We start from the raw sequence: 23,832 nt of genomic DNA, 5'->3' as shown, positions 1-23,832 counted from the left end.
CGTCGAAGGATCCACATGCCCACTCTGCGCACCCACAGCGCGCCCCGGACGGCGGACGTCGTCGTCATCGGCGCGGGGATCAACGGCCTGGCCATCGCCCGGGAAGCCGCCGCGCGCGGCCTGCACGTCGTCATGATCGATCGCGACGACATCGCCGCCCGCACCTCGGCCATCTCGACCCGGCTCATCCACGGGGGGCTCAAGTACCTGCCGCGCTTGGAGATCCCGCTCGTGTTCGAGTCGATCCGCGAGCGCAACATCCTGCTGAAGACGGCGCCGCACCTCGTGCTGCCGTACCCCATGCTCATCCCGTTCGCGAAGTGGAACAAGACCCCCGGGTGGCTCATGTCGTGCGGGCTGATCCTGCACGACGTGCTCGCGATCGGCAAGCGCCTGCCGCTCAACCGCATCGTGCTGCCGGGTCGACTCAAGCGCGACTGGCCGTCGGTCGCACGTGCGGGCGTGCGCTGGGGTGGGCTCTTCCAGGACGCACACGTCCCCGTCACGGAGCGGTTCGCGCTCGAGCTCGCGATCGACGCCGACCGGCGCGGCGCGACGATCCTCACGCACACGCCCGTCACCGCGCTCCTGCGCGAACGCGGCCGCATCGCCGGTGTCGTCTACCGCGACCGCGAGACGGGGGAGCACCTCGAACTGCGTGCGCCCGTCGTCGTCAACTCGGCCGGACCCTGGGTCGACTCCGTGCTGGACCTCGCCGGTTCCCACGCTCGCCGGATCGGTCCGACCAAGGGCAGTCACCTCATCGTGGACGCCTTCCCCGGCGTTCCCGACACGTGCGTCTTCTTCGACTCCCCGAAGGACGGCCGGCCCATGTTCGTGCTGCCCTGGTGGGACGGTCGGTTCATGATCGGCACGACCGACCTGCCGTACGACGGATCGATCGAGGACATCGCGATCGACGACGACGAAGTGGCGTACCTGCTGGAGTCGGTGAACACGATCATCCCCGACGCGGGACTCACCCCCGACGACGTGCTCTGGTCGTATTCGGGTGTCCGCCCGCTGCCCTATGTCGCCGACCTCACCGACCCTTCGTCGGTCAGCCGCGACAGCGAGATCGTCACCCACGACGGCGACTCCGCGGGGCTTCTGACTGTCATCGGCGGCAAGTACACGACGCACCGTGCCCTCGGTGAGCAGGTGTTGCGCAAGATCGAGAAGCAGCTCGGGATGCCGCGCGAAGCGTCGCCGACACGCGAGGCGCGCTTCCCCGGTGCTCCCGCCGAGAGCGTCGCCCGCTTCCGTGCCTCGTTCGTCGCGCGCAGTGCGCTTCCCGCACGCAGCGCCGCGCGACTGGCCGACGTCTACGGAGCGCTCGCTCGCGACATCGAGATGCTCGCGGCATCCGATCCCACCCTCGCAGAGGTCATCGACGACGAAACGGGCGCGATCGCCGCCGAGATCGTGCACGCCGTGCGCGAGGAGGGGGCTCTGAGCCTCGAAGACGTCCTGCTGCGCCGAACGGTGATCGCCTTGAACGGCGACGTCGGCCTCGCGTGCGCGCCGCGAGCCGCCGCCGTGCTCGTCGCCTACGCCGGGTGGACGCCGGAGCACGCCGAGTCCGAGATCGCGCGCTACCGTGAATCGGCTCGCCGCTTCGTGCCGAGGGCGCTGCGAACGCGGCCCGCCGTGGCCGGAACGCCCTGAGCGCGGAGAGGACGACAACCATCATGAGCACCTGTGTCATCGGCATCGATGTCGGGCTGACCTCGGCGAAGGCCGCCGCCTTCGACGAGTCCGGGCGTGAGATCCGCACCGTGTCGGCCCCCAATCCGCGTGTCGCGGTGTCGCGCGAACGCCAGGAAGTCGACATGGACGCGCTGTGGGACGTCGTCGCCGACGTGCTGCGCGATCTCACGGCGGAGCTGGAACGCGAGGGTTGGACCATCGCCGGGATCGGCGCGACCGGTCACGGCAACGGACTGTACTTGGCAGACGAGGATCTTCGTCCCGTGCGCGCCGCGATCGCGTCGACCGACCACCGAGCCGAGGGCGTCGTGGCGGCGCTCGATGCCGACGAGGTCGAGCGGGTGCGCCTGCTGACGGGATCGATGCCCTGGGCCGCGCAGCCTGCCGTCGTGTTGCGCTGGCTGCACGACAACGAGCCGGAGACGCTCGCTCGCGCCCGCTGGGCTCTCACGTGCAAGGACTGGCTCACGGCATGTCTGACGGGAACGGCGAGCGCTGACCTGTCCGATTCGTCGGGATGCGGCCTGGTCAACCTGAAGACCCGCGATTACGAGCCGGCCGTGCTCGATCTGCTGGGCCTTCCCGCCGACACGGCGCGCCTGTTCCCCGAGCTGCGAAGCTCGGACGACATCGCGGGCGCGGTCACCGAGGCGGCATCGGTTCGCACGGGTGTCCCCGCCGGCACGCCCGTCGTCGCCGGCTGCATGGACTGCGTCGCCAGCCCGCTCGGAGCAGGCTCGACGACACTCGGCGACGTCACGGTCATCGTGGGCACCTGGGCGATCAACAGCGTCGTCGTGCCCGCCGACACCGAGCCGCCGCGCGTGACGATCAACGCCCTCCTGCCCGATCCGACCGCGATGCTCGCGATGGAGGTCGCCCCGACATCGGCTGCCAGCATCGAGTGGGCCGCCGGGCTGCTCGGCGCGAGCGCGACTATTCCCGTCACTCCCCGCGACCTGCTCGACGCGGGCCACAAGGCGCCGCCGCTCGCCGACGGGCTGCTCTTCCTGCCGTTCATCCACGGCGCTCCCGAGCACCTCGGCGCTTCGGGCACGTTCATCGGCATCAAGGGCAGTCACGGGTACGCGCACGTCGCGCGCGCCGTGGCCGAGGGCATCACCCAATACCACCGTGTCCAGCTCGACAAGGTGCGCTCGAGCGGTGCCGCCGTCTCGGACGGTCCGTGGACACTGGCCGGAGGCGGCGCGAAGAACGCGCTGTGGGCGCAGATGTTCGCCGATGTCGTGGGCCACCCCATGCGGCGACAGCTCGGCACCGAGCTCGGCGCGCGTGGCGTCGCCTGGCTGGCAGCGCGTGGCGTCGGCATGGACACCGGCGCGTGGAACACCGAACCCGACCCCGCGCTCGTCGTCGTCCCCGGCGAGTGCGCGGTCGACTACGAGCGGCAGGCGGCGACGTTCGACCGCGTGCTCGCGGCGATGGATGCGGTCTGGGAGGCCTCAGCATGACTTCGATCGACCACCGGACCGCCCTCGACGACATCGTGCGCGTCAGTCGCGACCTCGGCGGTGACCCTTCGTACGTGCTCCACGGCGGGGGGAACACCTCGATCAAGACGGTCGGCATGGATGTGACGGGCGCGCCCGTCGATCTCGTGCTCGTCAAGGGCAGCGGCTGGAACCTCGGCACGATCGAGGCGGCCGGGTTCGCGCCGTTGCGTCGCGCGCGACTGGACGAGATCCTGCAGCTCGACGAGCTCGATGACGCGACGATGGTCAACGAGCTGCGCCAGGCCTCGCTCGACGCGTCGGCGCCGACGGCCTCCATCGAGGCGCTGCTGCACGCGTATCTGCCGGGCAGGGTGGTTCTGCACTCGCACGCCGACGCGATCGTGTCGCTCACCAACCGCGACGTCGCGGCCGCGGACATCGCCGAAGCTCTCGGCGACGGTGTCCTCGTGCTGCCGTACGTCATGCCCGGATTCCCGCTCGCCCGCCTCATCGCGAACACGGATGTGAGTGGAGCCGACGCCGTCGTGCTGTCCAACCACGGACTCTTCACCTTCGGTGACGACGCCGACGCCGTTCTCGCGCGGCACCGCGAGCTCGTCGACCGTGCGTCGGCCGCCGTCGGAGTGGCGAACTGGGGCGACCCGGGCGCGACGGTCGCCCGAACCGGCGACTCCGCGGAGATCGCGTCGCTGCGTCAGGCGGTGTCCGAGGCGGCCGGGCGTCCGATGCTGCTGCGGCAGTCCGCCTCGGCGCGCGCCGACGCGTTCGCGCGCCGAGCCGATCTCACCGAGCTCACCGGTCGCGGCACGGCGACGCCCGAGCACGTTCTGTATACGAAGCGCAGCCCCCTCGTGGGGCGCGATGTCGACGCGTATGCGGCGGCCTACCGTGCGTACGTCGACCGCAATCGCGCCCGCGCGACGACCGGGATCACGCCGCTGGATCCGGCGCCGCGCGTCATCATGGACCCCGCCCTCGGCTGCCTCTTCGCGGGGGAGTCCGTCGCGGCGCTTCGTGTCACCGCCGATGTCGCGCTGCACACGATTGACGTCATCGACGCCGCCGACCGGCTGGGTGGGTACCGCTCGCTCGACGAAGCGGATTCGTTCGACATCGAGTACTGGAGCCTCGAGCAGGCCAAGCTCGCCGGGCGCACACGCAAGCCGCTCACGGGCGAAGTCGCCATCGTGACGGGCGCCGCGTCGGGCATCGGCCGCGCCGTCGCCGAGCAGCTGTCGGCCGAGGGCGCCGCCGTCGTCGGCATCGACCTCTCGCCCGACGTGACCTCGGTCGTGGCCGGTGACGCATGGCGCGGCGTCGTCGGAGACGTGAGCGATTCCGCGGTCATCGACGAAGCGCTCGATCTCGCCGTGCGCGAGTTCGGCGGAGTCGACATCGTCGTGATCGCGGCGGGCATCTTCCCGCCCTCGCAGCCCATCGCCGAGCTCGACGACGACGTGTGGGACCGGGCCTTCCGGGTCAACGTCACCGCCCCGGCGCGACTGCTGAGGGCGGTGCATCCGCTCCTCGCGCGCTCGCCGCGCGGCGGTCGCGTCGTCCTCGTGTCGACGAAGAACGTCGCAGCGCCCGGCCCGGGCGTCGCGGCCTACTCGGCGAGCAAGACCGCCGCGGCACAGCTGGCGCGGGTCGCCGCACTGGAGTGGGCAGAGGACGGCATTCGCGTCAACCAGGTCGAACCGGATGCGGTGTTCGACACCGCCATCTGGAGCCCCGAGCTGCTCGAGGCGCGAGCCGCGCACTACGGCCTGACGGTCGACCAGTACCGCACGCGCAACCTGCTGCGCGTCGAGGTGCGCAGTGCGACGGTGGCCGAGGCGGTCGTGGCGTTCTGCGAATCGTTCCCCGCGACGACGGGCGCGCACCTGAGCGTCGACGGCGGCAACGACCGCGTGATCTGACCCGCTCAACATGCCGTCCGCGACATGTGGGCCGCGTAGCGTAGACCTCAGCGATCGGCGACTGCCTTTGGCTTTTGCGGCCGACTGGTCCCGATCGAAAGAGCAGGTGCGTTCATCTCCGCCACCACCCTCGAGCCTCGGCTCGGTCCTGTTCGGCAGACCTACGCCGGCACCGCTGACTTCCCGCCGATGGCGCGGGCATACACGGATGTGGCTCAGGTGGTGCGCGAGAGCGGTCTGCTGCGTCGTGCGCCCTGGTTCTACGCCTTCGTCGGTGTCCTGATCGCTCTGGGCTTCGGCGGCGCCATCACCGGTTTCGTGCTGCTCGGAGACAGCTGGTTCCAGCTGCTGATCGCGGGTGCCCTCGGCATTCTGTTCACCCAGGTCGCCTTCCTCGCGCACGAAGCCGCCCACCGACAGATCCTGACGGCCGGGCCCGCCAACGACCGGCTCGCCCGGTTGCTCGCGAACGGCATCGTCGGCATCAGCCTGTCGTGGTGGACGACCAAGCACACGCGCCACCATGCCAACCCGAACCGCGTCGGCAAGGACCCCGACATCGAGATCGACACGATCTCGTTCCTCGACGAGGATGCGGCGACGGCACGCGGCCTGCGCCGCATGATCACGCGCAAGCAGGGGTGGCTGTTCTTCCCGCTCCTCACGCTCGAGGGACTCAACCTGCACTACCTGGGCCTGAAGCACCTGCTGAGCCGCGGTCCCGTCAAGGACCGCTGGCGCGAGCTCGGCCTCATCGCGTTGCGGTTCACCGTCTTCGTCGGTCCCGTCTTCTTCTTCCTCCCGCTCGGAATGGCGTTCGCGTTCCTCGGCGTGCAGCTCGCCGTCTTCGGCGTCTACATGGGGGCGTCGTTCGCTCCGAACCACAAGGGGATGCCCGTCATCGCGCCCGATGCGAAGCTCGACTTCTTCACGAAGCAGGTCCGCACCTCGCGCAACGTCTCGGGCGGCTGGTGGGCGACGTGGCTCATGGGCGGACTCAACTACCAGATCGAGCACCACCTGTTCCCGAGCATGCCGCGCACGCACCTCGCCAAGACGCGCGAGATCGTCATGGAGCAGTGCCGCACGCTCAACGTGCCCTACACCGAGACGACGATCCTGCAGTCCTACGGCATCGTGATCGAGTACCTCAACCGCGTGGGGCTGGCCGCGCGCGACCCGTTCGACTGCCCGATGGTCTCGACCTACCGCCCCGCCTGACGCGTGATCAGTCGTCGCTGACGCGAAGGACGATCTTCCCGCGCGCGTGACCCTGCTCCAGGAGCGCGTGGGCCGCGGCGGCATCCGACAGATCGAAGACGTCGTCGACGTGGATCCGCAGGCTGCCGCTGTCGATGAGCCCGGCGATCGTCGCGAGGGCGCGCCCGTCGGGGATGACCTTGTACGAGGTCGCACGAACCCCCGCCGCATGCGCCGCGGCGGCGTAGTCCGGCCAGGACCCCGTCGCGACGGGGATGTAGAGGCCGCCGGGACGCAGGACGCCCAGCGAGCGCGTGCCGGTGTCGTCGCGCACGTTGCCGATGAGATCGATCACGACATCGACGTCGCTCACGACGTCTTCGAAGCGCGTCGTGCGGTAGTCGACGACCTCGGATGCACCGAGCTCGCGCAACCATGAGAGATTGCGCTCCGATCCGGTCGCCGTCACGTGCGCTCCGAAATGCGCCGCGAGCTGCACGGCGACGTGGCCCACGCCGCCCGCCCCGGCGTGGATGAAGATGCGCTGACCCGCGTGCGCCCGGGCGGTGTCGACGACGAGACCCCACGCGGTGAGCGCCGCGAGCGGCACCCCGGCCGCCTCGGCGTGCGACAGCGATTCGGGCTTGAGCGCCGCAGAGAGCGAGGGGAGTACGACGTACTCGGCGTATGTGCCGCCCGAGCGGGGGAAGGGCACCATGCCGAAGACGGGCGTGCCCGGCTGCATCGGGTGGGATTCGTACGGCGCTCGCACGACGACGCCGCTCACGTCGTAGCCGAGCGTCGACGGGAACGACTCGATGAGTCCCGAGACGCCCGTGCCGCCGCGCGTCTTCGCGTCGATCGGATTGATGCCGGCGGCGACGACACGCACGAGCAGCTCGCTGAGCGCGGGAGCGGGGACGGGGAGCGTCGTCTCGCGCAGCACCGACGGATCGCCCGGCGCGTCGAACACGATCGCCCGCATGCGCTCCGGAAGGCGGGGGGCGGTGGCTGAGGCCGAGGTCATGACGGGTCCTTTCGTGCGCGCGCGATGCGCAGCATCCAGTCAATCGGATTCCCGGGCCGTCGGGCGGCCCGTGCGCGTCACCGAGCCGCCGGTCCTCCCTGCGTGAGGGCGTGCAGCAGGCGCGTCAGATCCTGGATGTCGTCCACCGACCAGGCCTCGAGCGCCGTGAGGATGCCGCCCTCCTGCGGCGCGCGGGCGATGGCGAGTCGTTCGAGGCCGAGCGATGTCGGCGAGAGGAGGCTCGAGCGGCCGTCGGCGGGATCGGGTGTGCGCTGGATGAAGCCCTGCTTCTCGAGTCCGCGCACGGTGCGGCTGATCTGGCCCTTGTCCGCCATGAGGGCGTCGGCGAGGGCCGACAGCGTGACCTGCTCGCGCCGCACGATCGTCGTGAACACCTTGTACTCGCCGGGCAGCATGCCGGGGCTCATCCGGTCGGCGTTGCCGGCGAGGAGTCGGCGCACGTGGGTGAACAGCTCGCCGAACTCGGCCTCGAGCGCCCGCACGGCGTCTGCGCGGGTGTCAGGCGCGTCGGGCCCGGTCATCGGGGTCGACATCAGCGACGGCCGCGGCGCGAGCGGCGAGCCGTGGCATCCGTCGTCGGGATCGGACCTGTCGCTGTGATCGAGCTCATTCCTTCGGCTGCCGACACCGTCGCCAGATCGGCCTCGCCGGCTTCCAGGCGCTCCTTCGTCGTCATGCGGGTGAGGGGCGTGTTCGGCAGGAAGATGACAGCGATGAGGCTCAGGAGAGCGAACGGCACGGCGATCAGGAACGAGTTCGAGATCCCCTGCGCGTAGATGTCCTCGACGATGACCTGCACGCTCGCGGGGAGCGAGTGGACGGCGGGGAGTGCGCCGGACTGCAGCTGCTCCGCGACGGCGGCCCCCTCGGGACCGAGACTCTCGATGGCCGTGGCCAGGGCCTCCTTGCTCGATGTGAAGAGGTCGGCGACGGTCGTGGCCAGAGCCGCACCCATGACCGACACGCCGACCGTGCCGCCGAGGCTGCGGAAGAAGGTGACGCCGGATGAGGCGACGCCGATCTCTTCGGGTCGGGCGGTGTTCTGAACGACGAGCACGAGGTTCTGCATCGTCATGCCGACGCCGGCGCCCATGAGGAACATGTAGATCGAGACGAGGACGAAGTTCGTGTCGTACTCGATCGTCGTGAGCAGCCACAGACCCGCGATGAGCAGGATCGATCCGACGACGAGGTAGCTCTTCCACCTGCCGAAACGGCTGATCAGCTGGCCGACGACGACCGATGAGACGAGGAGTCCGCCGATCATGGGGATCGTCATGAGCCCGGCTTCGGTCGGCGTCGCGCCGCGTGCCATCTGCATGTACTGGCTGAGGAACACCGACGCGCCGAACATCGCGATGCCGGTCGCGATCGAGGCGAGGACCGAGAGCGTGAAGGTGCGGTTGCGGAACATGCGCAGCGGAATGAGCGGCTCGCGCGACCGCAGCTCGACCACGACGAACACCACCGTCGAGATCAGCGCACCGCCGACCATGAGGATCGTCGTCAGGCTCCACCACTCGTAGTCCGTGCCGGCGTTCGTGATCCAGATGAGCAGGAGCGAGACGGCCGCCGAGAGCAGGACGATGCCGAGATAGTCGATGTGCGCCTTCCGCTTCGTCTGCTGCACGTTCAGGGTCACCTGCAGCAGGATCAGCGCGACGATCGCGAAGGGGATCGCGATGTAGAAGTTCCAGCGCCAGCCGAGCGAGTCGGTGACGACGCCGCCCAGGAGCGGGCCGCCGATCGTCGCGAGGGCCATGACGGCGCCGAAGAGTCCCATGTACCGGCCGCGCTCGCGCGGGCTGATGATGTCGGCCATGATGATCTGGCTGAGCGCCGCGAGACCGCCGGCACCCAGGCCCTGCACGGCCCGGAACGCGATGAGCGTGCCGGGATCCTGGGCGAATCCCGCCGCCGCGGTCGCGAGGACGAAGAGTGCGATCGCGAGCTGGATGAGGAGCTTGCGGTTGAACAGGTCGGCGAGCTTGCCCCAGATCGGGGTCGAGATCGCCGTGGTCAACAGGGTCGCCGTCACGACCCAGGTGAAGGCGGCCTGATCCCCGCCGAGATCGTGGACGATCACGGGGAGCGAGGTCGAGACGACGGTCGAGGCGAGCATCGACACGAACATGCCCAGCAGCAGGCCGGAAAGGGCCTGGAGCACTTGGCGGTGCGTCATGCCGGATTCGGTGAGCGCGGGGGTCTTGGCTGCCATGGGCGTCCTTCGTCGAGGAGAACCGCGGCAGCACTGGCGCGAAAGTTGACAAAGGTCAACGATATGCATGTCGTTGACTTCTGTCAACTATTGATCACGCTGACGCCGACCTCACGGGGTAGGCGTATGGCGGCGGTCAGTCGGCGAGGGCGAGCGCGCGGAACGGGTGACGCGGGGCAGCGGGCTGCGGCATCCGATCGCTCTCGGGCCGTCCGCGCAGGTGACGCCGGTGCAATTCGTCGATGAGCGACGTCGCCAGCTGCACGAGCTTGGCGATCTCGTCTTCGTCGCGATCGACCCACGCGCAGCGGGGCTCATCGGCGACGGGCACGAAATCGTCGTGCTGCTCCCAGGCGACGAGAGTGCGCTCGGCGCCGAGGACGTGCTGCTGCCAGAAGATCTGACGCAGATACGTGCGCGGGATGCTGCGCCACGGCTTGTTCGTCGTCTTGATCTCGGCGAGGGTCACGCGCCCACGGCCGTCCACCGCGACGCCGTCGGGTGTGGCCAGATGGCGCTTCTCGACGGCGGCGTGGAACAGCGCGGAAGAGGGCTGGATGCCGTGCGTCGCGGCGACCCACGCGGCGATCTCGGGTTCGCGCCGACGACCATGCGCCGTGTAGGCGTTGCCCGAGAAGCCGGAGCCGAGCAGCTTCGCGTCTGCCGCGCGAGGGATCGCACGCTCTGACGTGAGTGCGGCGACGTCCGTCGCCGTGATCCCCCGCGAGCGAGCCCGCACCCACGCCACCCGGTCACGGGAGTCCGCGACGATGCGCGCGGCGAGTTCGGGGGTCACGGCTTCGACCCTACGCCGACCCGGCGACGGGCATGACCCGGCACGCGCTGACGGCCGCATTCCGCCGTCGGCGCGGAGCACGGCCTCATGCGCCGACGTCACGTCCGCGGCGCATGAGGCCGGTGCCGCGGCGTCAGAACGCTGCAGCGCCCGCTTCGGCGACCGAGTGGTCCTGCTCTCCCGAGCCGCCCGAGACTCCCACCGCGCCGACGACGACGCCGTCCTTGGAGAGCGGGATGCCGCCGGCGAAGATCGCCACCTTGCCGCCGTTGGTGTTCTGGATGCCGAAGAACTGCTGGGTCGGCTGAGAGTTGTCGCCGAGGTCCTTCGTCGAGATGTCGAAGGCCTTCGAGGTCCAGGCCTTGTTGATCGAGATGTTGACGCTGCCGATCCAGGCGCCGTCCTGGCGGACGTGGGCGACGAGGTTGCCGCCGGAATCGACGACGGCGATGTTCATGGGCTGACCGATCTCGACGGCCCGCTTCTCGGCGGCCTCGATCACGCGGCGCGCGTCGGCGAGAGTGACGTTCGTCATGGGGTGGTCCTTTCGTTGGTGTGCGTTCAGGTGGTCTTGATGTAGCCGTTGGGATCGAGGACGTACTTCTTCGCGGCGCCCTGGTCGAACTCGGCGTAGCCTTTCGGTGCGTCCTCGAGCGAGATCGGCGTGGCATTCACGGCCTTCGCGATCTGCACCTTGTCGTGGAGGATCGCCATCATCAGCTGCCGGTTGTATCTCATGACGGGGCACTGCCCGGTCGTGAACGACAGCGACTTCGCCCAGCCGGTACCGAGGTTGATCGAGAGCGACCCGACCTTCGCGGCCTCGTCGATCCCACCCGGATCCCCCGTGACATACAGGCCCGGGATGCCCAGCGCGCCGCCCGCCGCGGTGATGTCCATGAGCGAGTTGAGCACCGTCGCCGGCGCCTCGTGCGCGGCATCCGATCCGTGTCCTCGTGCTTCGAATCCGACCGCGTCCACGCCGCAGTCCACCTCGGGCACGCCGAGGATCTGCTCGATCTGCGCGGCGGGGTCGCCCTGCGACACGTCGACCGTCTCGCAGCCGAAGGAGCGCGCCTGGGCGAGCCGATCGGCGTTGAGGTCTCCGACGATGACGACGGCCGCACCGAGCAGCTGCGCGCCGACGGCGGCGGCGAGGCCGACGGGACCCGCACCCGCGATGTAGACGGTGGAGCCCGGGCCCACTCCCGCCGTGTAAGCGCCGTGGAAGCCGGTCGGGAAGATGTCGGACAGCATCGTCAGGTCGAGGATCTTCTCGAGAGCCTGGTCGCGATCGGGAAAGCGCAGCAGGTTCCAGTCCGCGTACGGTACGAGCACGTACTCCGCCTGTCCGCCGACCCACCCGCCCATGTCGACGTAGCCGTATGCGCTGCCCGGACGGTCCGGGTTGACGTTGAGGCAGATGCCCGTCTTGCCCTCTTTGCAGTTGCGGCACCGCCCGCACGCGATGTTGAAGGGGACCGAGACGATGTCGCCGACGCTGATGAATTCGACGTCGGGACCGACTTCGACGACCTCGCCCGTGATCTCGTGCCCCAGGACGAGTCCCGCCGGTGCCGTCGTGCGACCGCGCACCATGTGCTGGTCCGAGCCGCAGATGTTCGTCGCGACCGTACGCAGGATCGCGCCGTGCGGAACCTTGCGCCCGACGTTCGCGGGGTTGACCCCCGGCCCGTCCTTGAGCTCGAACTCGGGGAAATCGGTGTCGATGACCTCGACCATGCCGGGACCCTTGTAGGCCACTGCTCTGTTGGCTGACATCGTCGTCCTCCTTCTTCTTCGGTATCACCCGCTGTGTGTCCAGATTCGCCCATCGGGACGGGTGGCGCGATCCGCCGGGCGAACTGTCAGGACTACCCGAACGGGTGGGCGGCGCGTACCGTGAGGTCATGCCCGACGGAGGACACGCCTGCACAGAGCACACGTTGCGAGATCTCGCCGATGTCGTGGGGGTACCCGCCACGGCGCTCCCCGCGCGGCTGTCCGAACTGCTCGCCGCCTTCGTGCCGCACGACGGGCTCATCATCCTCGCCGCCGACGCCGGGGGAGGGCATCGACGGGGCGTGGGAGACCCCGCCTTCGTCGAGCGCGTGTCCTTCCTCGCCCTCGACGATCTGCGCCGGACCCAGCACCCCGACACCGTCGCGGTGGGTGAGATGGATGCCGCCGGCACAGCGGTCCCGGTGCTGCAGGTCGTCTCGCGAAACGGTGCGCTGATGGTCATGGCGAACCCGCAGAACGGGGCCGGCTCCGCCGACGACCGCGCCGCGACGGTCCTCCAGCTGTGGAACGTCGTCGCGCTGCGCGTGCAGGAGCTCGCTGATGCGGCGACCCCTGACTACCTCACGCTCGCGCGGGCGAGCGCGGGCGAGCGGATGGAAGCGCTGACAGAGCTCGCGGACGAGTACTCCACGACGCTGGAATCGGTCCTCGCGGCGCTTCGGTCGGCATCGCTCGACGATCGATCGGCGCGGCAGACGGCGACGGGGATCGCGGCATCCGGGCTCGTGCAGTTGCGCACCGCGAGCGATCGCGTCAGGACCGCCACCGAGGAGCCCGTGACGACGGCGTTCGAGCGCCTCCGCGACGATCTGCGGCCGCTCGTGCGGTATCGCGAGATCGACGTGCAGTTCGTCGAGCCGCCTGCCGATGGGCGGCCCCTGCCGAGCGAAGTCGCGCAGGGAGCCCGTGCCGTTGTGCGGGGGTCGATCCTCGCGCTCATCGATCGTCCGCGGGTGGGCCGCGTGCGCGTCCAGTGGGATTGCGACGGGACCAACCTGCTCATCGACATGCGCGACGACGGACCGGGGGATCTGTCGGACGCCTCGTCGCAGCTGAAGCTCATCCGGCACCGCGTGCATGCGCTCGACGGCCGGCTGTCGGTCGAGGCGACACCGGGATGGGGGACGGAGATCGCGATCGTCCTTCCGCTCGATCCTCCGCGCGCCGTGGCGGCGGTGACCCAGTGGGGCCTGCGCCCGCGGGAGGTCGAAGTGCTCGCGCACCTCGCGACCGGCCGTCGCAACCGTGCGATCGCCACAGCGCTGGCCATCAGCGAGAACACCGTCAAGTTCCACGTCGCGAAGATCTACCGCAAGCTCGGCGTGGGCAGTCGGGCCGAGGCGACGGCGCTGTATCTCGAAACCGGGCTCGCGACCGAGTCGGGGTGAGTGCTCCGCCGGCGATCCCGGAGGGCGGAACCCGCGGAGGTTTATAACCCCTTGTCTGTGAGCCTTCGCCTTTACACTCGACGCTCGGTACCACTGAAGAGTGCCCTCGAAGAACATCGACCCTCGTGTCGAGCTCGGTCGTCGCCTCACGGCCCACCGGATGGCACGCAAGCTCACGGCCGAGGGCCTCGCTGCCGTCGCCGACCTCGACGTGTCGAACATCCGCAAGATCGAGAGGGGGTCGAATCCGCGACTGCTCACGGTGCTCAAGATCGCGGGTGTCCTCGAGGTCGACCTGGGGGAGCTGTTCCGCGGCATCGATCCGTACGCCCTCACGGGGGAGGACCGGCCCACGCGCGTGTCCGAGGTCGACGCGCGCTTCTGGCGGCCGCGCGACCGGATCGCCTGACTACATCACGAAGGTCCAAGCGTACTCGGCAGTGGGCCCCACCCGCCAGTGCACCGTGATGCGTGCAGAGTCGACGGTGTTCGGCCACAGGGCGATCCGCAGGCTCTGCCCGGGTCGGATCGACGCGCGCGGAATGGCGGGCTCCATCCACCCGTCGCCGAAGAATTGCGTCGAGACGTGCGTGAGCTCGTCGGGTCCCTCGTTGACGACGCGGCACCACGGCGGATTCGATCGATCGACCCGCCAGGGCACGCGATACGCGGGATCTGCGGGATGTTCGTCTGGGCCGATGAGTCGGAGCATGCCGGGACGGTACGGCGGGCATCCGACGTGCGGCGCGTGTCCACCGTGTGTGAGAGCAACGTCGGTGGACAGGGCGTCGCGGCACCGCGGTGGGGAGGAAGCTCCGATTTGGTGAGCGACGCGTCCTCACGTACTCTGGTCGAAGCCAAAGACCGCCGGTCATCGGCGTGCGTGTGAGCGCACATCGATCGAAGCTCTGCGAAATGCAGGGGCCCGCGCAGGTGACACGAACTTCTTCCAGAGCTCCGTGCGCTTGCGCCGGAGCTCTTTTCATTTCCCTGCGGGAAGAACCAGATGTCTGCGGCCGGCGCACCGTCATCGCGGAGCGTCTCGTACACACAAGGAGTGGCCATGGCGCAGAAGGATGCATCGGTCGCCGAGCTCACGAAGAATTTCGAGGACTCGACCGCCGTTCTGCTGACCGAGTACCGCGGTCTGACGGTTGCCCAGCTCAAGGAGCTGCGCAACAGCATTCGTCAGGACGCGGAATACGCCGTGGTGAAGAACACGCTGACCAAGATCGCCGCGAACAACGCGGGGATCACGTCGCTGGACGACGACCTCAAGGGTCCGTCGGCCATCGCGTTCGTGCACGGTGACCCGGTCGCCGTCGCGAAGGGTCTGCGCGCCTTCGCCAAGGCACACCCTCTTCTCGTGATCAAGGGCGGTTTCTTCGACGGAAACCCTCTGACCGCGGATGAGGTCAACAAGCTCGCCGAGCTCGAGAGCCGTGAAGTCCTGCTGGCGAAGCTCGCCGGCGCGATGAAGGCCACGATGACCAAGGCGGCATACGTCTTCAACGCGCTCCCGTCGAAGGCCGTTCGCACGGTCGACGCGCTGCGCGAGAAGCAGGAGTCCGCGGCCTGACATCGGGCTTCGGCATAAACAAACAATCGGTTATCGAGTAGGCCGCGAAGCGGCCGTATCAATCGGTTATCGAGTAGGCCGCGAAGCGGCCGTATCGAGATACAAGGAGACACATCATGGCAAAGCTCAGCACTGACGAGCTGCTCGACGCGTTCAAGGAGCTCACGCTCATCGAGCTCAGCGAGTTCGTCAAGGCCTTCGAGGAGACCTTCGACGTCACCGCTGCCGCTCCCGTCGCCGTCGCCGCTGGCGCACCGGCCGGTGGCGCACCCGCCGAAGAGGCCGAAGAGAAGGACTCGTTCGACGTCGTCCTCGAGGCCGCCGGTGACAAGAAGATCCAGGTCATCAAGGTCGTTCGCGAGCTCACCTCGCTCGGTCTCGGCGAGGCCAAGGCCGTCGTCGACGGCGCTCCCAAGGCCGTGCTCGAGGGCGCGACCAAGGAAGCCGCTGAGAAGGCGAAGGCTTCGCTCGAAGAGGCCGGCGCGAGCGTCACCCTCAAGTAATCACGACCGACGAAGAGATCCCGGATGCCGCGCAGCGGCCGAGTCGAGATCTCCCCGTCGTCTGATGCGACATCGAAGACCCCCGGGTTCGCCCGGGGGTCTTCGTGCGTGTGCGGGAGTATATCGATGTGATCGCGCTGGCGGCGGGGGGCTTGCCGCGCGCGACGTGGAGTCCTACGGTGACCCACGTGGGAGGGATTCGCATCGCTCCCGCGACACAGCACGCACACCGCAACACCGAAGGGGATCGCAGATGAACGCACGCAGCCGTACTCGCAGTGCCGTTTCCGTCGTCGCACTCGGAGCCGCCGGTCTTCTCGTCGCCGGATGCGCCGGCGGTGGAGGGGACGGTGGCGGAGAAACCGTCGAGGGAGATTTCTCGGGGCAGACCCTCACGGTCGCCGCAGCGTGGTCGGGAGCTGAACAGTCCAACTTCGAAGCGGTGCTGCAGAAGTTCTCGGAGGATACGGGCGCCCAGGTCGACTACACGAGCTTCGGGGACAACGGACCGACGTATCTGCAGGGCCAGCTCGAGGGCGGCTCGCCGCCCAATGTGGCGGTCATCGGGCAGCCGGCGCTCATGCAGTCGCTCGCGTCCGCCGGTGATCTCATCCCGCTGAGCGACGCAGCCCGCAGCGCCGTCGAAGAGAACTACTCCGACAGCTGGATCGACCTCGGATCGGTCGACGGCGAGCTGTACGGGGTGTGGTTCAAGGCTGCCAACAAGTCGACCGTCTGGTACAACGCCGACATCTACGACGAAGCGGGAGCATCCGAGCCCGAGGACTGGGACGGCTTCCTCGAGCAGCTCCAGCTCGTGCAGGATTCCGGATACTCGGGCATCTCGGTCGGCGCCGACGTGGGCTGGCCGCTGACCGACTGGTTCGAGAACGTCTACCTGCGCACGGCCGGTGCCGAGAAGTACGACCAGCTCACGAACCACGAGATCCCGTGGACCGATCCGTCGGTCGCGGAGGCCCTCGAGGTCATGGCGACGCTGTGGTCGAGCGATGTGCTGCAGCCCGGCGGCGCCCAGCGGACCTTCCCCGAGAGCGTCACGGCCGTCTTCGGCGCAGACCCGCAGGCCGGCACCGTCTACGAGGGTGACTTCGTCGCGGGCAACATCACCGATGACGGGAACTCGGTCGTCGGCGAGAACGCGCTCTTCTACGACTTCCCGTCGATCAACGGTTCGACTCCGGCCGTCGTGGGCGGCGGCGATGTCGCCATCCAGTTCGTCGACGACGAAGCGACCGACGCACTCATGCAGTACCTGGCGTCGCCCGGGGCGGCCGAGATCTGGGTGCCCAACGGTGGTCTCACCTCGCCCAACAACAACGTCGACACGTCGCTGTATCCCGACGACACGGCGCGCCAGATCGCCGAGGCCCTGACCGGTGCCGAGACGTTCCGATTCGACATGTCCGATCTCACGCCGAGCGCCTTCGGAGGCACGGTCGGTGCCGGGTTCTGGCAGATCATGATCGATTTCTACGCCGATCCCTCTGACATCCAGGGCACGATGGAAGCCTTGGAAGCGGCGGCCGTCGCGGCATACTGACGCCCCGCCACTGGGAATCGGACCTACCGTGACCGCTCTCGTCGAGACCGCGGCGGACCCGGGCCCGGGGAGCGAGCAGACTGCTCGTGACCCGGGCAAGGGGCGTCTGCGGCGCACCCTCATCCTCGCGTCGTTCCTCGGGCCCGCGCTCGTCGTGCTCGGCGCGCTTGTGGTGTATCCCATCGTCTACACCGTCATCCGGTCCTTCTACAGCCAGCGCGGTGACGCGTTCGTGGGCTGGGAGAACTACGTGACGATGTTCACGAACGAGAGCACCTTCACCGCGATCCGCAACAACGTCATGTGGGTGATCGTGGCGCCCTTGGCGTGCACGATCCTGGGGCTCATCTTCGCCGTGCTGCTGGAGAAGCTGAAGTGGAAGACGGCGTTCAAGCTCATCATCTTCATGCCGATGGCGATCTCGATGCTCGCAGCGGGTGTCATCTTCCGCGGCATGTTCCAGGAGGACCCGAACCTCGGCGTCGTCAACGCCGTCGTCGTCGGCGTCGACAGGGCGTTCTCGAACGAGGCGGGCTATCCGGGAGCGACCCCGCGCGACGGGTTCGGCGTCATCGCCGACCGCGGGACGATCGCCTCCGAAGAGGAGCTGTCGCCGGGGAGCGTGCAGGACTTCCCGCTCACCGGCATCCGTCAGTCGAACATCCCGCCCGACGCGACGCAAGCGGTCGCGGCGGCGGCGCCGGGCGACACCGAACTCGCCGGAACGGTGTTCCTGGACGTCGTCTCGGGCGGAGGGGGCGTCAACGGCGAGATCGGCGACGGCAAGAGCGGCCTTCCGGGTGTGCGCGTGGACGCCGTGGCACCCGACGGCTCGATCCACGGCTACGCGACGACGGGAGCCGACGGGACCTTCCTCATCGAAGGACTCACGGCGGGGGAGACCTACCGTGTCGCGCTGCCGGCGACGAACTTCGACGAGGGCTTCCAGGGCGTCTCCTGGCTCGGTCCCTCGCTCATCAACGCGGTCATCATCCTGTCGTACATCTGGATCTGGGCGGGCTTCGCGATGGTCATGATCGCGTCGGGTCTGTCTGCCATGGACCGGTCGCTGCAGGAGGCGTCGCGCATGGACGGTGCGAACGAATGGCAGGTGTTCACGAAGATCACCGCACCTCTGCTCGCTCCCGTGCTCGTCGTCGTGATCGTGACGCTCATCATCAACGTCCTGAAGATCTTCGACCTCGTCTACGTCATACCGCCCGGCGTCTCCAAACCGGCGGCGAACGTCATCGCCGTCGAGATGTGGACCGTCTCGTTCGGCGGCGGCAGCAACCAGGGTCTCGGATCGGCGCTGGCGATCCTGCTGCTGATCCTCGTGCTGCCGTCGATGATCATCAACGTGCGCCGCTTCCGTGAGGAGCGCAGCCGATGAGCGCGGCCTCAGCGGATCTCGGCATCGTCCGCGGCAAGAAGACCACCGCGCAGAAGATCGTCGGTGTGTTCACCTCGAGCATCGTCAACGTCGTGCTCATCATCGTGGCGCTGTTCTGGCTCGTTCCGACGATCGGCCTGTTCCTCACGTCGCTGCGCAGCTCGGGAGACAACGCCTCCTCGGGGTGGTGGACCGTCTTCACCAAGCCCGCCGAGCTGACGCTCGAGAACTACGCGAACCTGCTCTCGAACCCCACCATCACGGGCTCGTTCTGGAACACGATCGTGATCGCCGTGCCCTCGACGCTGCTCGTCGTGCTGCTGGGGGCGTGCGCCGCCTACGCGTTCGCGTGGATGCAGTTCCCCGGTCGCGACTGGCTGCTCATCGTCGTCATCATCCTGCTCGCCGTTCCCGTGCAGGTGGCGCTGATCCCGCTCGCGCGCCTGTTCGGCACGCTCGGGATCTTCGGCAGCGTGCTCGGGGTGATCCTCTTCCACGTCGCCTTCGGGCTGCCGTTCGCGATCTTCCTGCTGCGGAACTTCTTCACGCAGGTGCCCGCCGAACTGCTCGAAGCCGCGCGTATCGACGGCGCGGGGGACTGGCGGATCTTCTTCCAGCTCATCCTGCCGCTGGGACTGCCGGCGATCGCCTCACTGGCGATCTTCCAGTTCCTGTGGACGTGGAACGACATGCTCGTCGCCCTCATCTTCACCAACTCCCAGTCGCAGCCGCTGACGGTCGCGATCCAGTCTCAGCTGCGCCAGTTCGGATCGAACATCGACGTGCTGAGTTCGGGGGCGTTCCTGTCGATGATCGTGCCGCTCATCGTCTTCTTCGCGTTCCAGCGCTACTTCGTGCAGGCGCTCCTCGCCGGCTCGCAGAAATGAGTCACCGCGGATCAATGCTGCGAAGCAGCGTTGATGCGCGGTGACTCATCATCGAGTAGGCCGCGCAGCGGCCGTATCGAGATGCAAGCAAGCCATTGACGCTGCGCAGCAGCGTCAATGCTCTCCCCCACATCTCGATACGCGCTCCGCGCTACTCGATGACCGGTCGCCGGTTGGTCAGGAGCAGCCGAGGCGGGCCTGCATCGACCGCATGGCGTCGAGCTCGGCCGTCTGGCCATCTTTCATGCTCTGCGCGACGGCGAGCGCGCGCGGCTCGGAGCCGAGGTCGAGCAGGGCCTGCGCCATCGGCACGGCACCCTCGTGGTGTCGGATCATGAGCTCGAGGAACAGGCAGTCGGCCTCGGTCCCTGTCGCATCGCGCAGGGCGGTCAGCTGCTCGGGGGTCGCCATCCCCATCGCGGCATCCGCTTCCTGAGGACTCAGCGGCGACCCGTCGCCGTGCACGTGGCCGTCGCCGAGCGGCGCCATCCACACCATCATGGCGCCGTCGGACTGCGACAGCCCCCACTTCACGAGCCAGTCGTACATCTCCCCGCGCTGCGCCGATTGCGCCGTCGCGATGTCGTACGACAGGATGCGCAACTCGTCGTCGTCGGTCTTGCGGTAGATCTCCATCGCCATCTCGATCGCCTGAGTGTGATGCGCCTGCATGTCGCGAGAGAATCCCGCCTCGGGCGAGTTGGTATCGGGAAGGGCGACGGATGCCGCCTGCCCGAAGGTCGAGAATCGACCGATCGCGAAGGCGACGGCCGCGATCGCGATGACCGCCAGGGCGATGAGCACCCAGCGTCTCGCTCCCCTCGCGGGCTCCGCCGTGCCGGTCACGGCTACTGCTTGCCGGGGCCGTCGATCGCGCCCGAGCACAGTGCTCCGGGCTCGGGGACGAGGTCGGAGCGCCAGTACTCCTCGAGGAACTCCTCGATGCGGGGATCGGCGGCCTCGTCGACCTTGAGCTGGTGGTTCCACGCGCTGAGCGCGATGGGGGTGTCGAGACCTTCGTAGGGGGACAGGACGACGTAGCTCGAGGGCAGCTTGCTCTTGAGCAGGTCGAGGTCCTCGCCCTGCACGAGGTCGGCGTCGTACGTGATCCACACCGCACCGTGCTCGAGCGAGTGCACGGCGTTCTCGTTCTGCTGCGGCTCGTCATAGATGCCGCAGTTGAGCCAGACGGCGTTGTGCGGGCCGCCGGCCGGCGGGTTCTGCTCGTACTCCACCACGCCCTCGACGTGCGTCGTCGTGTTGGTGAAGGTCTCGACGCCCTCGATCTCGGCGCCCTCACTGCCTGCGGTGTAAGACGCAGGCGGGGGCGGAGCGAAGACGAAGGACGCCACGATCGCGCCGATCACGGCGATGGCTCCGACAGATCCCACGGTCCACCACACGACCTTGCCGCGCTTGCGCTTCGCGAGCTGCTTCTGGTACTCGGCGAGCTTCTCCTGCCGCTTCTGCTCACGCTGCTGCTTGACGGTCAGGTCGATCTTCGCCTGAGTCGCGGGGTTCCCGCTCGTGCGCTTCTCGGACGGGGACGGGGGAGTCGGGGACATGCGAGTGCTCTCGGCTCGGCGCCGGGTCTGGCGCGGGATGCGGACGGGTCAATCCTATGCGGGTGCATGTGATGGAAGTCCTGGGAACCGGCCGCAGATCGTCTGAGTCCGATCGCGGGGTATGCACGGTCGGCCGGTGGGCATCCGATATCATGAAAGCTCGAATCGATTCGATCGACGTTGTCGCCATCGCTGTGACAGCCGACCGACGATGCCCTCGCGCCCCTGCCGGATCCCGGACGCCGCGCCGCTGCCTCTGAAACGAAGAACTTTGCTCGATACCGCGTCCGTTCCCGTCGTCCCTTCGACGCCGCCACCCACGACCGGCGCGATCCGCACCCTCGGGTCGAATCCTGCTACCGCGCCGGTCGTCCTGCATCCCGGCGACGCGATCTCGACGCGTCGCCGCGTGCTCTACATCATCCTGCTGGGCGCGCTCACGGCTCTCGGGCCGTTCACGATCGACCTGTACCTGCCCGCCTTCCCCGTGCTCGAGGCCGACTTCCAGACGACATCGGCCGCCATCCAGCTGACCCTCACGGGCACGATGATCGGCTTCGCCCTCGGCCAGCTCATCGTCGGGCCCCTCAGCGACAAGGTCGGCCGGCGCATCCCGCTGCTGGCCGTCACGGCATTGCACGTCGTGGCGAGCGCCGCGGCCGCCTTCGCACCGACTTTGGAGCTGCTCTCCGTCACGCGCGTGCTGATGGGAGCCGGGGCTGCCGCGGGCGGCGTCGTGGCAGCCGCTGTCGTGCGCGACCTGTTCGGCGGACGGCGGCTGGTCGTGATGCTGTCGCGGCTCGCGCTCGTGTCGGGTGTCGCCCCCGTGCTCGCGCCCCTCGCCGGGTCTGCGCTGCTGCTCGTCATGCCGTGGCGCGGCATCTTCATCGTGCTGGCCGCCTACGGCGCGCTCATGCTGATCTCGGCCGTCGTGTTCATCCCCGAGACGCTGCCGCCCGCGCGGCGCAGCGAGAAGGGGACGACGACCGTGTGGCAGCGGTATCGCAGCGTGCTGGGCGACCGGGTGTTCCTCGGCGTCCTCGTCATCGGGGGCATGACCTTCAGCGGGCTGTTCTCGTACCTGTCGGCATCGTCGTTCCTGTTCCAGGGGACGTACGGCTTCGACCCCCAGCAGTACGGGCTCCTCTTCGCCGCCAACTCCGTCGGCGTCGTGATCGGCGTGCAGACGGCGTCGCGCCTCGCGGCACGCTTCGGCCCGCAGTGGGTCATGGCGTGGTCCACCGTCGTGCTCCTGGCCGCGGCATCCGCCATCGTCGTCACCGATCAGCTCGGGCTCGGACTGTGGGGCACGGTCGTGCCGCTGTTCGTCTTCATGACGGCGTGCGGCTTCACGTTCCCGTGCGTGCAGGTGCTCGCGCTCGACCGGCACGGGAAAGCCGCGGGCACGGCGCAGTCGATCATCGGAGCGACCAACTTCGGCGTTGCGGGTCTCGTCTCGCCGCTCGTGGGGTGGATCGCGAACGACGCCGGAATCACGGCCACGACGATGGCCGCCGTCATGGTCGGCTGCTCGGCGATCGCCGTTCTGGCGCTGTGGCTCATCGTGCGTCCCCGCACCGTCGGGCAGCTCGCTCCGTAGTCAGCGGCGGACGGGCTGCAGCCGGAACAGTCGCACGACGCGACCCGAGCTGCGCTCGTACGAGCGGTATCCGGGCCATTGCGCTTCGATCCGCGCCCACGCGGCATCCTTCTCGTGATCGGGGATCGGCGCGGCTCGAACGGGCATCCGTCTGCCGCGCACGGTGATGGCCGCGTCGGGGTGGGCGAGGAGATTCGTCGTCCAGGCCGGGTGGCGTCCGCCGGCGAAGTTGGTGCCCGCGACGATCGCACGGCCCTCGCCGTCGGGCGTGTACATGAGCGCCGCGTCGCGGGGCTCGCCCGAACGCGCGCCCGTCGTGTGCAGCACGAGCGACGGGACGAGCAGCCCGCTGATCGGGACGCGGCCCCCCGTGATCCGGGCGAAGGCGCGCTCGAGCCGGGGCATGAGCCGCGGCCCGGCGGCGCGGAACGCACGTGTGCGTGTGAGCGGGGCGATCATGGCGCGGACGATGTCGAGCACGCGGATCATGGCAGCATCCTCGCATCCGGCCCGGCACAATGGGGTAATGCCGGCTGAGCAACGCAACGTCGCCTCGCCCACGGTGCCGTTCCTCGTGTGGGGACTCGTGCTCGTGTCGCTCTCGTGCGCGCTCGGCGCGTGGGTGCTCGCGCAGGGCAACGGACCCTTCGCCGTCGACGCGTGGTGGAACGGCGTCCTCGCGGGTGCCGAAGGCTCAGCGCTGTCGAGCTTCTCGCTCGTCATGGCGTTTCTCGGCGGGGGATGGTTCGCCGTCCTCGTCGTGCCGCTCGGCGGCGCCCTCGTGCTGCTTCTGGTGCGACGCCCCTGGTCGGCCGCGTACTTCATCCTGGCGCAGGCGGCGTCGGCGGCGCTCGTGCAGGTGCTCAAGCGCGTGTTCGGCCGGGACCGGCCCGAGGACATCATCATCATCACCGATTTCGGCTCGTTCCCGTCGGGGCACGTGGCCGGTGCCGCGACGCTCGCGACGGCGCTCGTCGTGCTCTTCCCGCGCGTGGCTGTCCTGATTCTGGGAGTGGCGTGGGTGCTGCTCATGGCGCTCAGCCGGACGGTGCTGCACGCGCACTGGCTCAGCGACACCGCCGGCGGCGCGCTCCTCGGGACGGGGGCGGCGCTCATCGTCGCTGCCGCGATGTGGCGGCTCCTCGCACGCGAAGAACCGCGGCCGAGCCTCGCGGTCGGGCGGTAGG

Annotated in this window: 23 protein-coding genes; 13 read left to right on the top strand and 10 right to left on the bottom strand. The window is 68.8% G+C overall.

Annotation, left to right across the window (positions count from 1 at the left end; all coding sequences use genetic code 11):
• Window positions 1-15 precede the first annotated feature (15 nt).
• From ACWIBS_RS03195 to ACWIBS_RS03180, 4 genes are all read left to right on the top strand, one after another.
• A complete protein-coding gene (locus tag ACWIBS_RS03195; protein ID WP_376125288.1) occupies window positions 16-1,668 on the top strand; it encodes a glycerol-3-phosphate dehydrogenase/oxidase in 1,653 nt (550 codons plus the stop codon).
• A 23-nt stretch (window positions 1,669-1,691) separates the two neighbouring features.
• Window positions 1,692-3,182: an FGGY-family carbohydrate kinase gene (locus ACWIBS_RS03190; RefSeq protein WP_376125290.1), complete on the top strand. Its 1,491-nt coding sequence runs from the start codon at window positions 1,692-1,694 to the stop codon at window positions 3,180-3,182.
• Entirely contained in the window at window positions 3,179-5,104 is a 1,926-nt protein-coding gene (locus tag ACWIBS_RS03185; protein WP_376125293.1) for an SDR family NAD(P)-dependent oxidoreductase, read from the top strand. The genes ACWIBS_RS03190 and ACWIBS_RS03185 overlap by 4 nt, the downstream gene beginning before the upstream one ends.
• 189 nt (window positions 5,105-5,293) lie before the next feature.
• Window positions 5,294-6,325 carry a fatty acid desaturase family protein gene (locus tag ACWIBS_RS03180; protein WP_376125295.1) on the top strand — a complete coding sequence of 344 codons (1,032 nt, stop codon included), beginning with the start codon at window positions 5,294-5,296 and terminating at the stop codon, window positions 6,323-6,325.
• A 7-nt stretch (window positions 6,326-6,332) separates the two neighbouring features.
• Here the strand turns inward: ACWIBS_RS03180 and ACWIBS_RS03175 are convergent, their stop codons facing one another.
• The 6 genes from ACWIBS_RS03175 to fdhA all read right to left on the bottom strand — a co-directional run bounded on the left by ACWIBS_RS03175 (window position 6,333) and on the right by fdhA (window position 12,148).
• Complete coding sequence (locus ACWIBS_RS03175; RefSeq protein WP_376125298.1) at window positions 6,333-7,331, bottom strand: NADP-dependent oxidoreductase; 999 nt, start codon at window positions 7,329-7,331, stop codon at window positions 6,333-6,335.
• 77 nt (window positions 7,332-7,408) lie between these two features.
• Window positions 7,409-7,873 (bottom strand): MarR family winged helix-turn-helix transcriptional regulator, encoded by a 465-nt coding sequence (locus ACWIBS_RS03170; protein ID WP_376125301.1) that lies wholly within the window; start codon window positions 7,871-7,873, stop codon window positions 7,409-7,411.
• Window positions 7,874-7,884: 11 nt separating this feature from the next.
• On the bottom strand, window positions 7,885-9,570 hold the full coding sequence (locus tag ACWIBS_RS03165) for an MDR family MFS transporter (RefSeq protein WP_376125304.1): 1,686 nt from the start codon (window positions 9,568-9,570) through the stop codon (window positions 7,885-7,887).
• Between the two features lie 136 nt (window positions 9,571-9,706).
• Window positions 9,707-10,366, bottom strand: a complete 660-nt coding sequence (locus ACWIBS_RS03160; protein ID WP_376125306.1) for a YqaJ viral recombinase family protein — start codon at window positions 10,364-10,366, stop codon at window positions 9,707-9,709.
• A 133-nt stretch (window positions 10,367-10,499) separates the two neighbouring features.
• Complete coding sequence (locus ACWIBS_RS03155; protein WP_376125308.1) at window positions 10,500-10,901, bottom strand: GlcG/HbpS family heme-binding protein; 402 nt, start codon at window positions 10,899-10,901, stop codon at window positions 10,500-10,502.
• A 26-nt stretch (window positions 10,902-10,927) separates the two neighbouring features.
• Window positions 10,928-12,148, bottom strand: a complete 1,221-nt coding sequence (gene fdhA, locus ACWIBS_RS03150; protein ID WP_376125311.1) for a formaldehyde dehydrogenase, glutathione-independent — start codon at window positions 12,146-12,148, stop codon at window positions 10,928-10,930.
• 128 nt (window positions 12,149-12,276) lie between these two features.
• On the opposite strand from fdhA, the gene ACWIBS_RS03145 reads away from it, so the two are divergent.
• Both ACWIBS_RS03145 and ACWIBS_RS03140 read left to right on the top strand, forming a co-directional pair.
• Window positions 12,277-13,557 (top strand): helix-turn-helix transcriptional regulator, encoded by a 1,281-nt coding sequence (locus ACWIBS_RS03145; protein WP_376125312.1) that lies wholly within the window; start codon window positions 12,277-12,279, stop codon window positions 13,555-13,557.
• 100 nt (window positions 13,558-13,657) lie between these two features.
• The gene (locus ACWIBS_RS03140; protein ID WP_376125314.1) at window positions 13,658-13,966 is read left to right on the top strand and encodes a helix-turn-helix domain-containing protein; all 309 of its coding nucleotides are present in this window, start codon (window positions 13,658-13,660) and stop codon (window positions 13,964-13,966) included.
• Here ACWIBS_RS03140 and ACWIBS_RS03135 read toward each other — a convergent pair whose 3' ends face one another.
• Window positions 13,967-14,269, bottom strand: coding sequence for a hypothetical protein (locus ACWIBS_RS03135; RefSeq protein WP_376125317.1), 303 nt, complete (start codon window positions 14,267-14,269; stop codon window positions 13,967-13,969).
• 351 nt (window positions 14,270-14,620) lie between these two features.
• Between ACWIBS_RS03135 and rplJ the strand changes: the two genes are divergently transcribed.
• From rplJ to ACWIBS_RS03110, 5 genes are all read left to right on the top strand, one after another.
• The gene (gene rplJ / locus ACWIBS_RS03130; protein ID WP_376125320.1) at window positions 14,621-15,136 is read left to right on the top strand and encodes a 50S ribosomal protein L10; all 516 of its coding nucleotides are present in this window, start codon (window positions 14,621-14,623) and stop codon (window positions 15,134-15,136) included.
• Between the two features lie 116 nt (window positions 15,137-15,252).
• Window positions 15,253-15,639, top strand: coding sequence for a 50S ribosomal protein L7/L12 (gene rplL / locus ACWIBS_RS03125; RefSeq protein ID WP_376125322.1), 387 nt, complete (start codon window positions 15,253-15,255; stop codon window positions 15,637-15,639).
• 253 nt (window positions 15,640-15,892) lie between these two features.
• Entirely contained in the window at window positions 15,893-17,200 is a 1,308-nt protein-coding gene (locus ACWIBS_RS03120) for an ABC transporter substrate-binding protein (RefSeq protein ID WP_376125324.1), read from the top strand.
• A 28-nt stretch (window positions 17,201-17,228) separates the two neighbouring features.
• Window positions 17,229-18,593: a carbohydrate ABC transporter permease gene (locus ACWIBS_RS03115; RefSeq protein WP_376125327.1), complete on the top strand. Its 1,365-nt coding sequence runs from the start codon at window positions 17,229-17,231 to the stop codon at window positions 18,591-18,593.
• The gene (locus ACWIBS_RS03110; RefSeq protein ID WP_376125329.1) at window positions 18,590-19,480 is read left to right on the top strand and encodes a carbohydrate ABC transporter permease; all 891 of its coding nucleotides are present in this window, start codon (window positions 18,590-18,592) and stop codon (window positions 19,478-19,480) included. Before ACWIBS_RS03115 ends, ACWIBS_RS03110 begins: the two co-directional genes overlap by 4 nt.
• A gap of 177 nt (window positions 19,481-19,657) precedes the next feature.
• On the opposite strand, the gene ACWIBS_RS03105 is transcribed toward ACWIBS_RS03110, so the two are convergent.
• Together ACWIBS_RS03105 and ACWIBS_RS03100 are read right to left on the bottom strand one after the other, a co-directional pair.
• Window positions 19,658-20,326, bottom strand: coding sequence for a DUF305 domain-containing protein (locus ACWIBS_RS03105; protein ID WP_376125332.1), 669 nt, complete (start codon window positions 20,324-20,326; stop codon window positions 19,658-19,660).
• A 2-nt stretch (window positions 20,327-20,328) separates the two neighbouring features.
• Window positions 20,329-21,045, bottom strand: coding sequence for a DUF3105 domain-containing protein (locus ACWIBS_RS03100; protein ID WP_376125335.1), 717 nt, complete (start codon window positions 21,043-21,045; stop codon window positions 20,329-20,331).
• Window positions 21,046-21,316: 271 nt separating this feature from the next.
• On the opposite strand from ACWIBS_RS03100, the gene ACWIBS_RS03095 reads away from it, so the two are divergent.
• On the top strand, window positions 21,317-22,645 hold the full coding sequence (locus ACWIBS_RS03095) for a multidrug effflux MFS transporter (protein ID WP_376125338.1): 1,329 nt from the start codon (window positions 21,317-21,319) through the stop codon (window positions 22,643-22,645).
• Here the strand turns inward: ACWIBS_RS03095 and ACWIBS_RS03090 are convergent, their stop codons facing one another.
• A complete protein-coding gene (locus ACWIBS_RS03090; protein WP_376125340.1) occupies window positions 22,646-23,134 on the bottom strand; it encodes a nitroreductase family deazaflavin-dependent oxidoreductase in 489 nt (162 codons plus the stop codon).
• 37 nt (window positions 23,135-23,171) lie between these two features.
• Between ACWIBS_RS03090 and ACWIBS_RS03085 the strand changes: the two genes are divergently transcribed.
• Window positions 23,172-23,831 carry a phosphatase PAP2 family protein gene (locus ACWIBS_RS03085; RefSeq protein WP_376125342.1) on the top strand — a complete coding sequence of 220 codons (660 nt, stop codon included), beginning with the start codon at window positions 23,172-23,174 and terminating at the stop codon, window positions 23,829-23,831.
• The last annotated feature ends 1 nt before the right edge of the window (window position 23,832 follow it).

The sequence above is a fragment of the Microbacterium sp. NPDC055442 genome (assembly GCF_053644215.1).
This window is presented reverse-complemented; position numbering and strand designations above follow the sequence as displayed.

Coding starts and splice junctions, on each gene's coding strand:
- ACWIBS_RS03155 (WP_376125308.1), bottom strand. CDS start 10,901: ATGACGAACGTCACTCTCGCCGACGCGCGCCGCGTGATCGAGGCCGCC.
- ACWIBS_RS03165 (WP_376125304.1), bottom strand. CDS start 9,570: ATGGCAGCCAAGACCCCCGCGCTCACCGAATCCGGCATGACGCACCGC.
- ACWIBS_RS03170 (WP_376125301.1), bottom strand. CDS start 7,873: ATGACCGGGCCCGACGCGCCTGACACCCGCGCAGACGCCGTGCGGGCG.
- ACWIBS_RS03100 (WP_376125335.1), bottom strand. CDS start 21,045: ATGTCCCCGACTCCCCCGTCCCCGTCCGAGAAGCGCACGAGCGGGAAC.
- ACWIBS_RS03085 (WP_376125342.1), top strand. CDS start 23,172: ATGCCGGCTGAGCAACGCAACGTCGCCTCGCCCACGGTGCCGTTCCTC.
- ACWIBS_RS03110 (WP_376125329.1), top strand. CDS start 18,590: ATGAGCGCGGCCTCAGCGGATCTCGGCATCGTCCGCGGCAAGAAGACC.
- ACWIBS_RS03145 (WP_376125312.1), top strand. CDS start 12,277: ATGCCCGACGGAGGACACGCCTGCACAGAGCACACGTTGCGAGATCTC.
- ACWIBS_RS03090 (WP_376125340.1), bottom strand. CDS start 23,134: ATGATCCGCGTGCTCGACATCGTCCGCGCCATGATCGCCCCGCTCACA.
- ACWIBS_RS03195 (WP_376125288.1), top strand. CDS start 16: ATGCCCACTCTGCGCACCCACAGCGCGCCCCGGACGGCGGACGTCGTC.
- ACWIBS_RS03120 (WP_376125324.1), top strand. CDS start 15,893: ATGAACGCACGCAGCCGTACTCGCAGTGCCGTTTCCGTCGTCGCACTC.
- ACWIBS_RS03185 (WP_376125293.1), top strand. CDS start 3,179: ATGACTTCGATCGACCACCGGACCGCCCTCGACGACATCGTGCGCGTC.
- ACWIBS_RS03175 (WP_376125298.1), bottom strand. CDS start 7,331: ATGACCTCGGCCTCAGCCACCGCCCCCCGCCTTCCGGAGCGCATGCGG.
- ACWIBS_RS03135 (WP_376125317.1), bottom strand. CDS start 14,269: ATGCTCCGACTCATCGGCCCAGACGAACATCCCGCAGATCCCGCGTAT.
- rplJ (WP_376125320.1), top strand. CDS start 14,621: ATGGCGCAGAAGGATGCATCGGTCGCCGAGCTCACGAAGAATTTCGAG.
- ACWIBS_RS03180 (WP_376125295.1), top strand. CDS start 5,294: ATGGCGCGGGCATACACGGATGTGGCTCAGGTGGTGCGCGAGAGCGGT.
- ACWIBS_RS03190 (WP_376125290.1), top strand. CDS start 1,692: ATGAGCACCTGTGTCATCGGCATCGATGTCGGGCTGACCTCGGCGAAG.
- rplL (WP_376125322.1), top strand. CDS start 15,253: ATGGCAAAGCTCAGCACTGACGAGCTGCTCGACGCGTTCAAGGAGCTC.
- fdhA (WP_376125311.1), bottom strand. CDS start 12,148: ATGTCAGCCAACAGAGCAGTGGCCTACAAGGGTCCCGGCATGGTCGAG.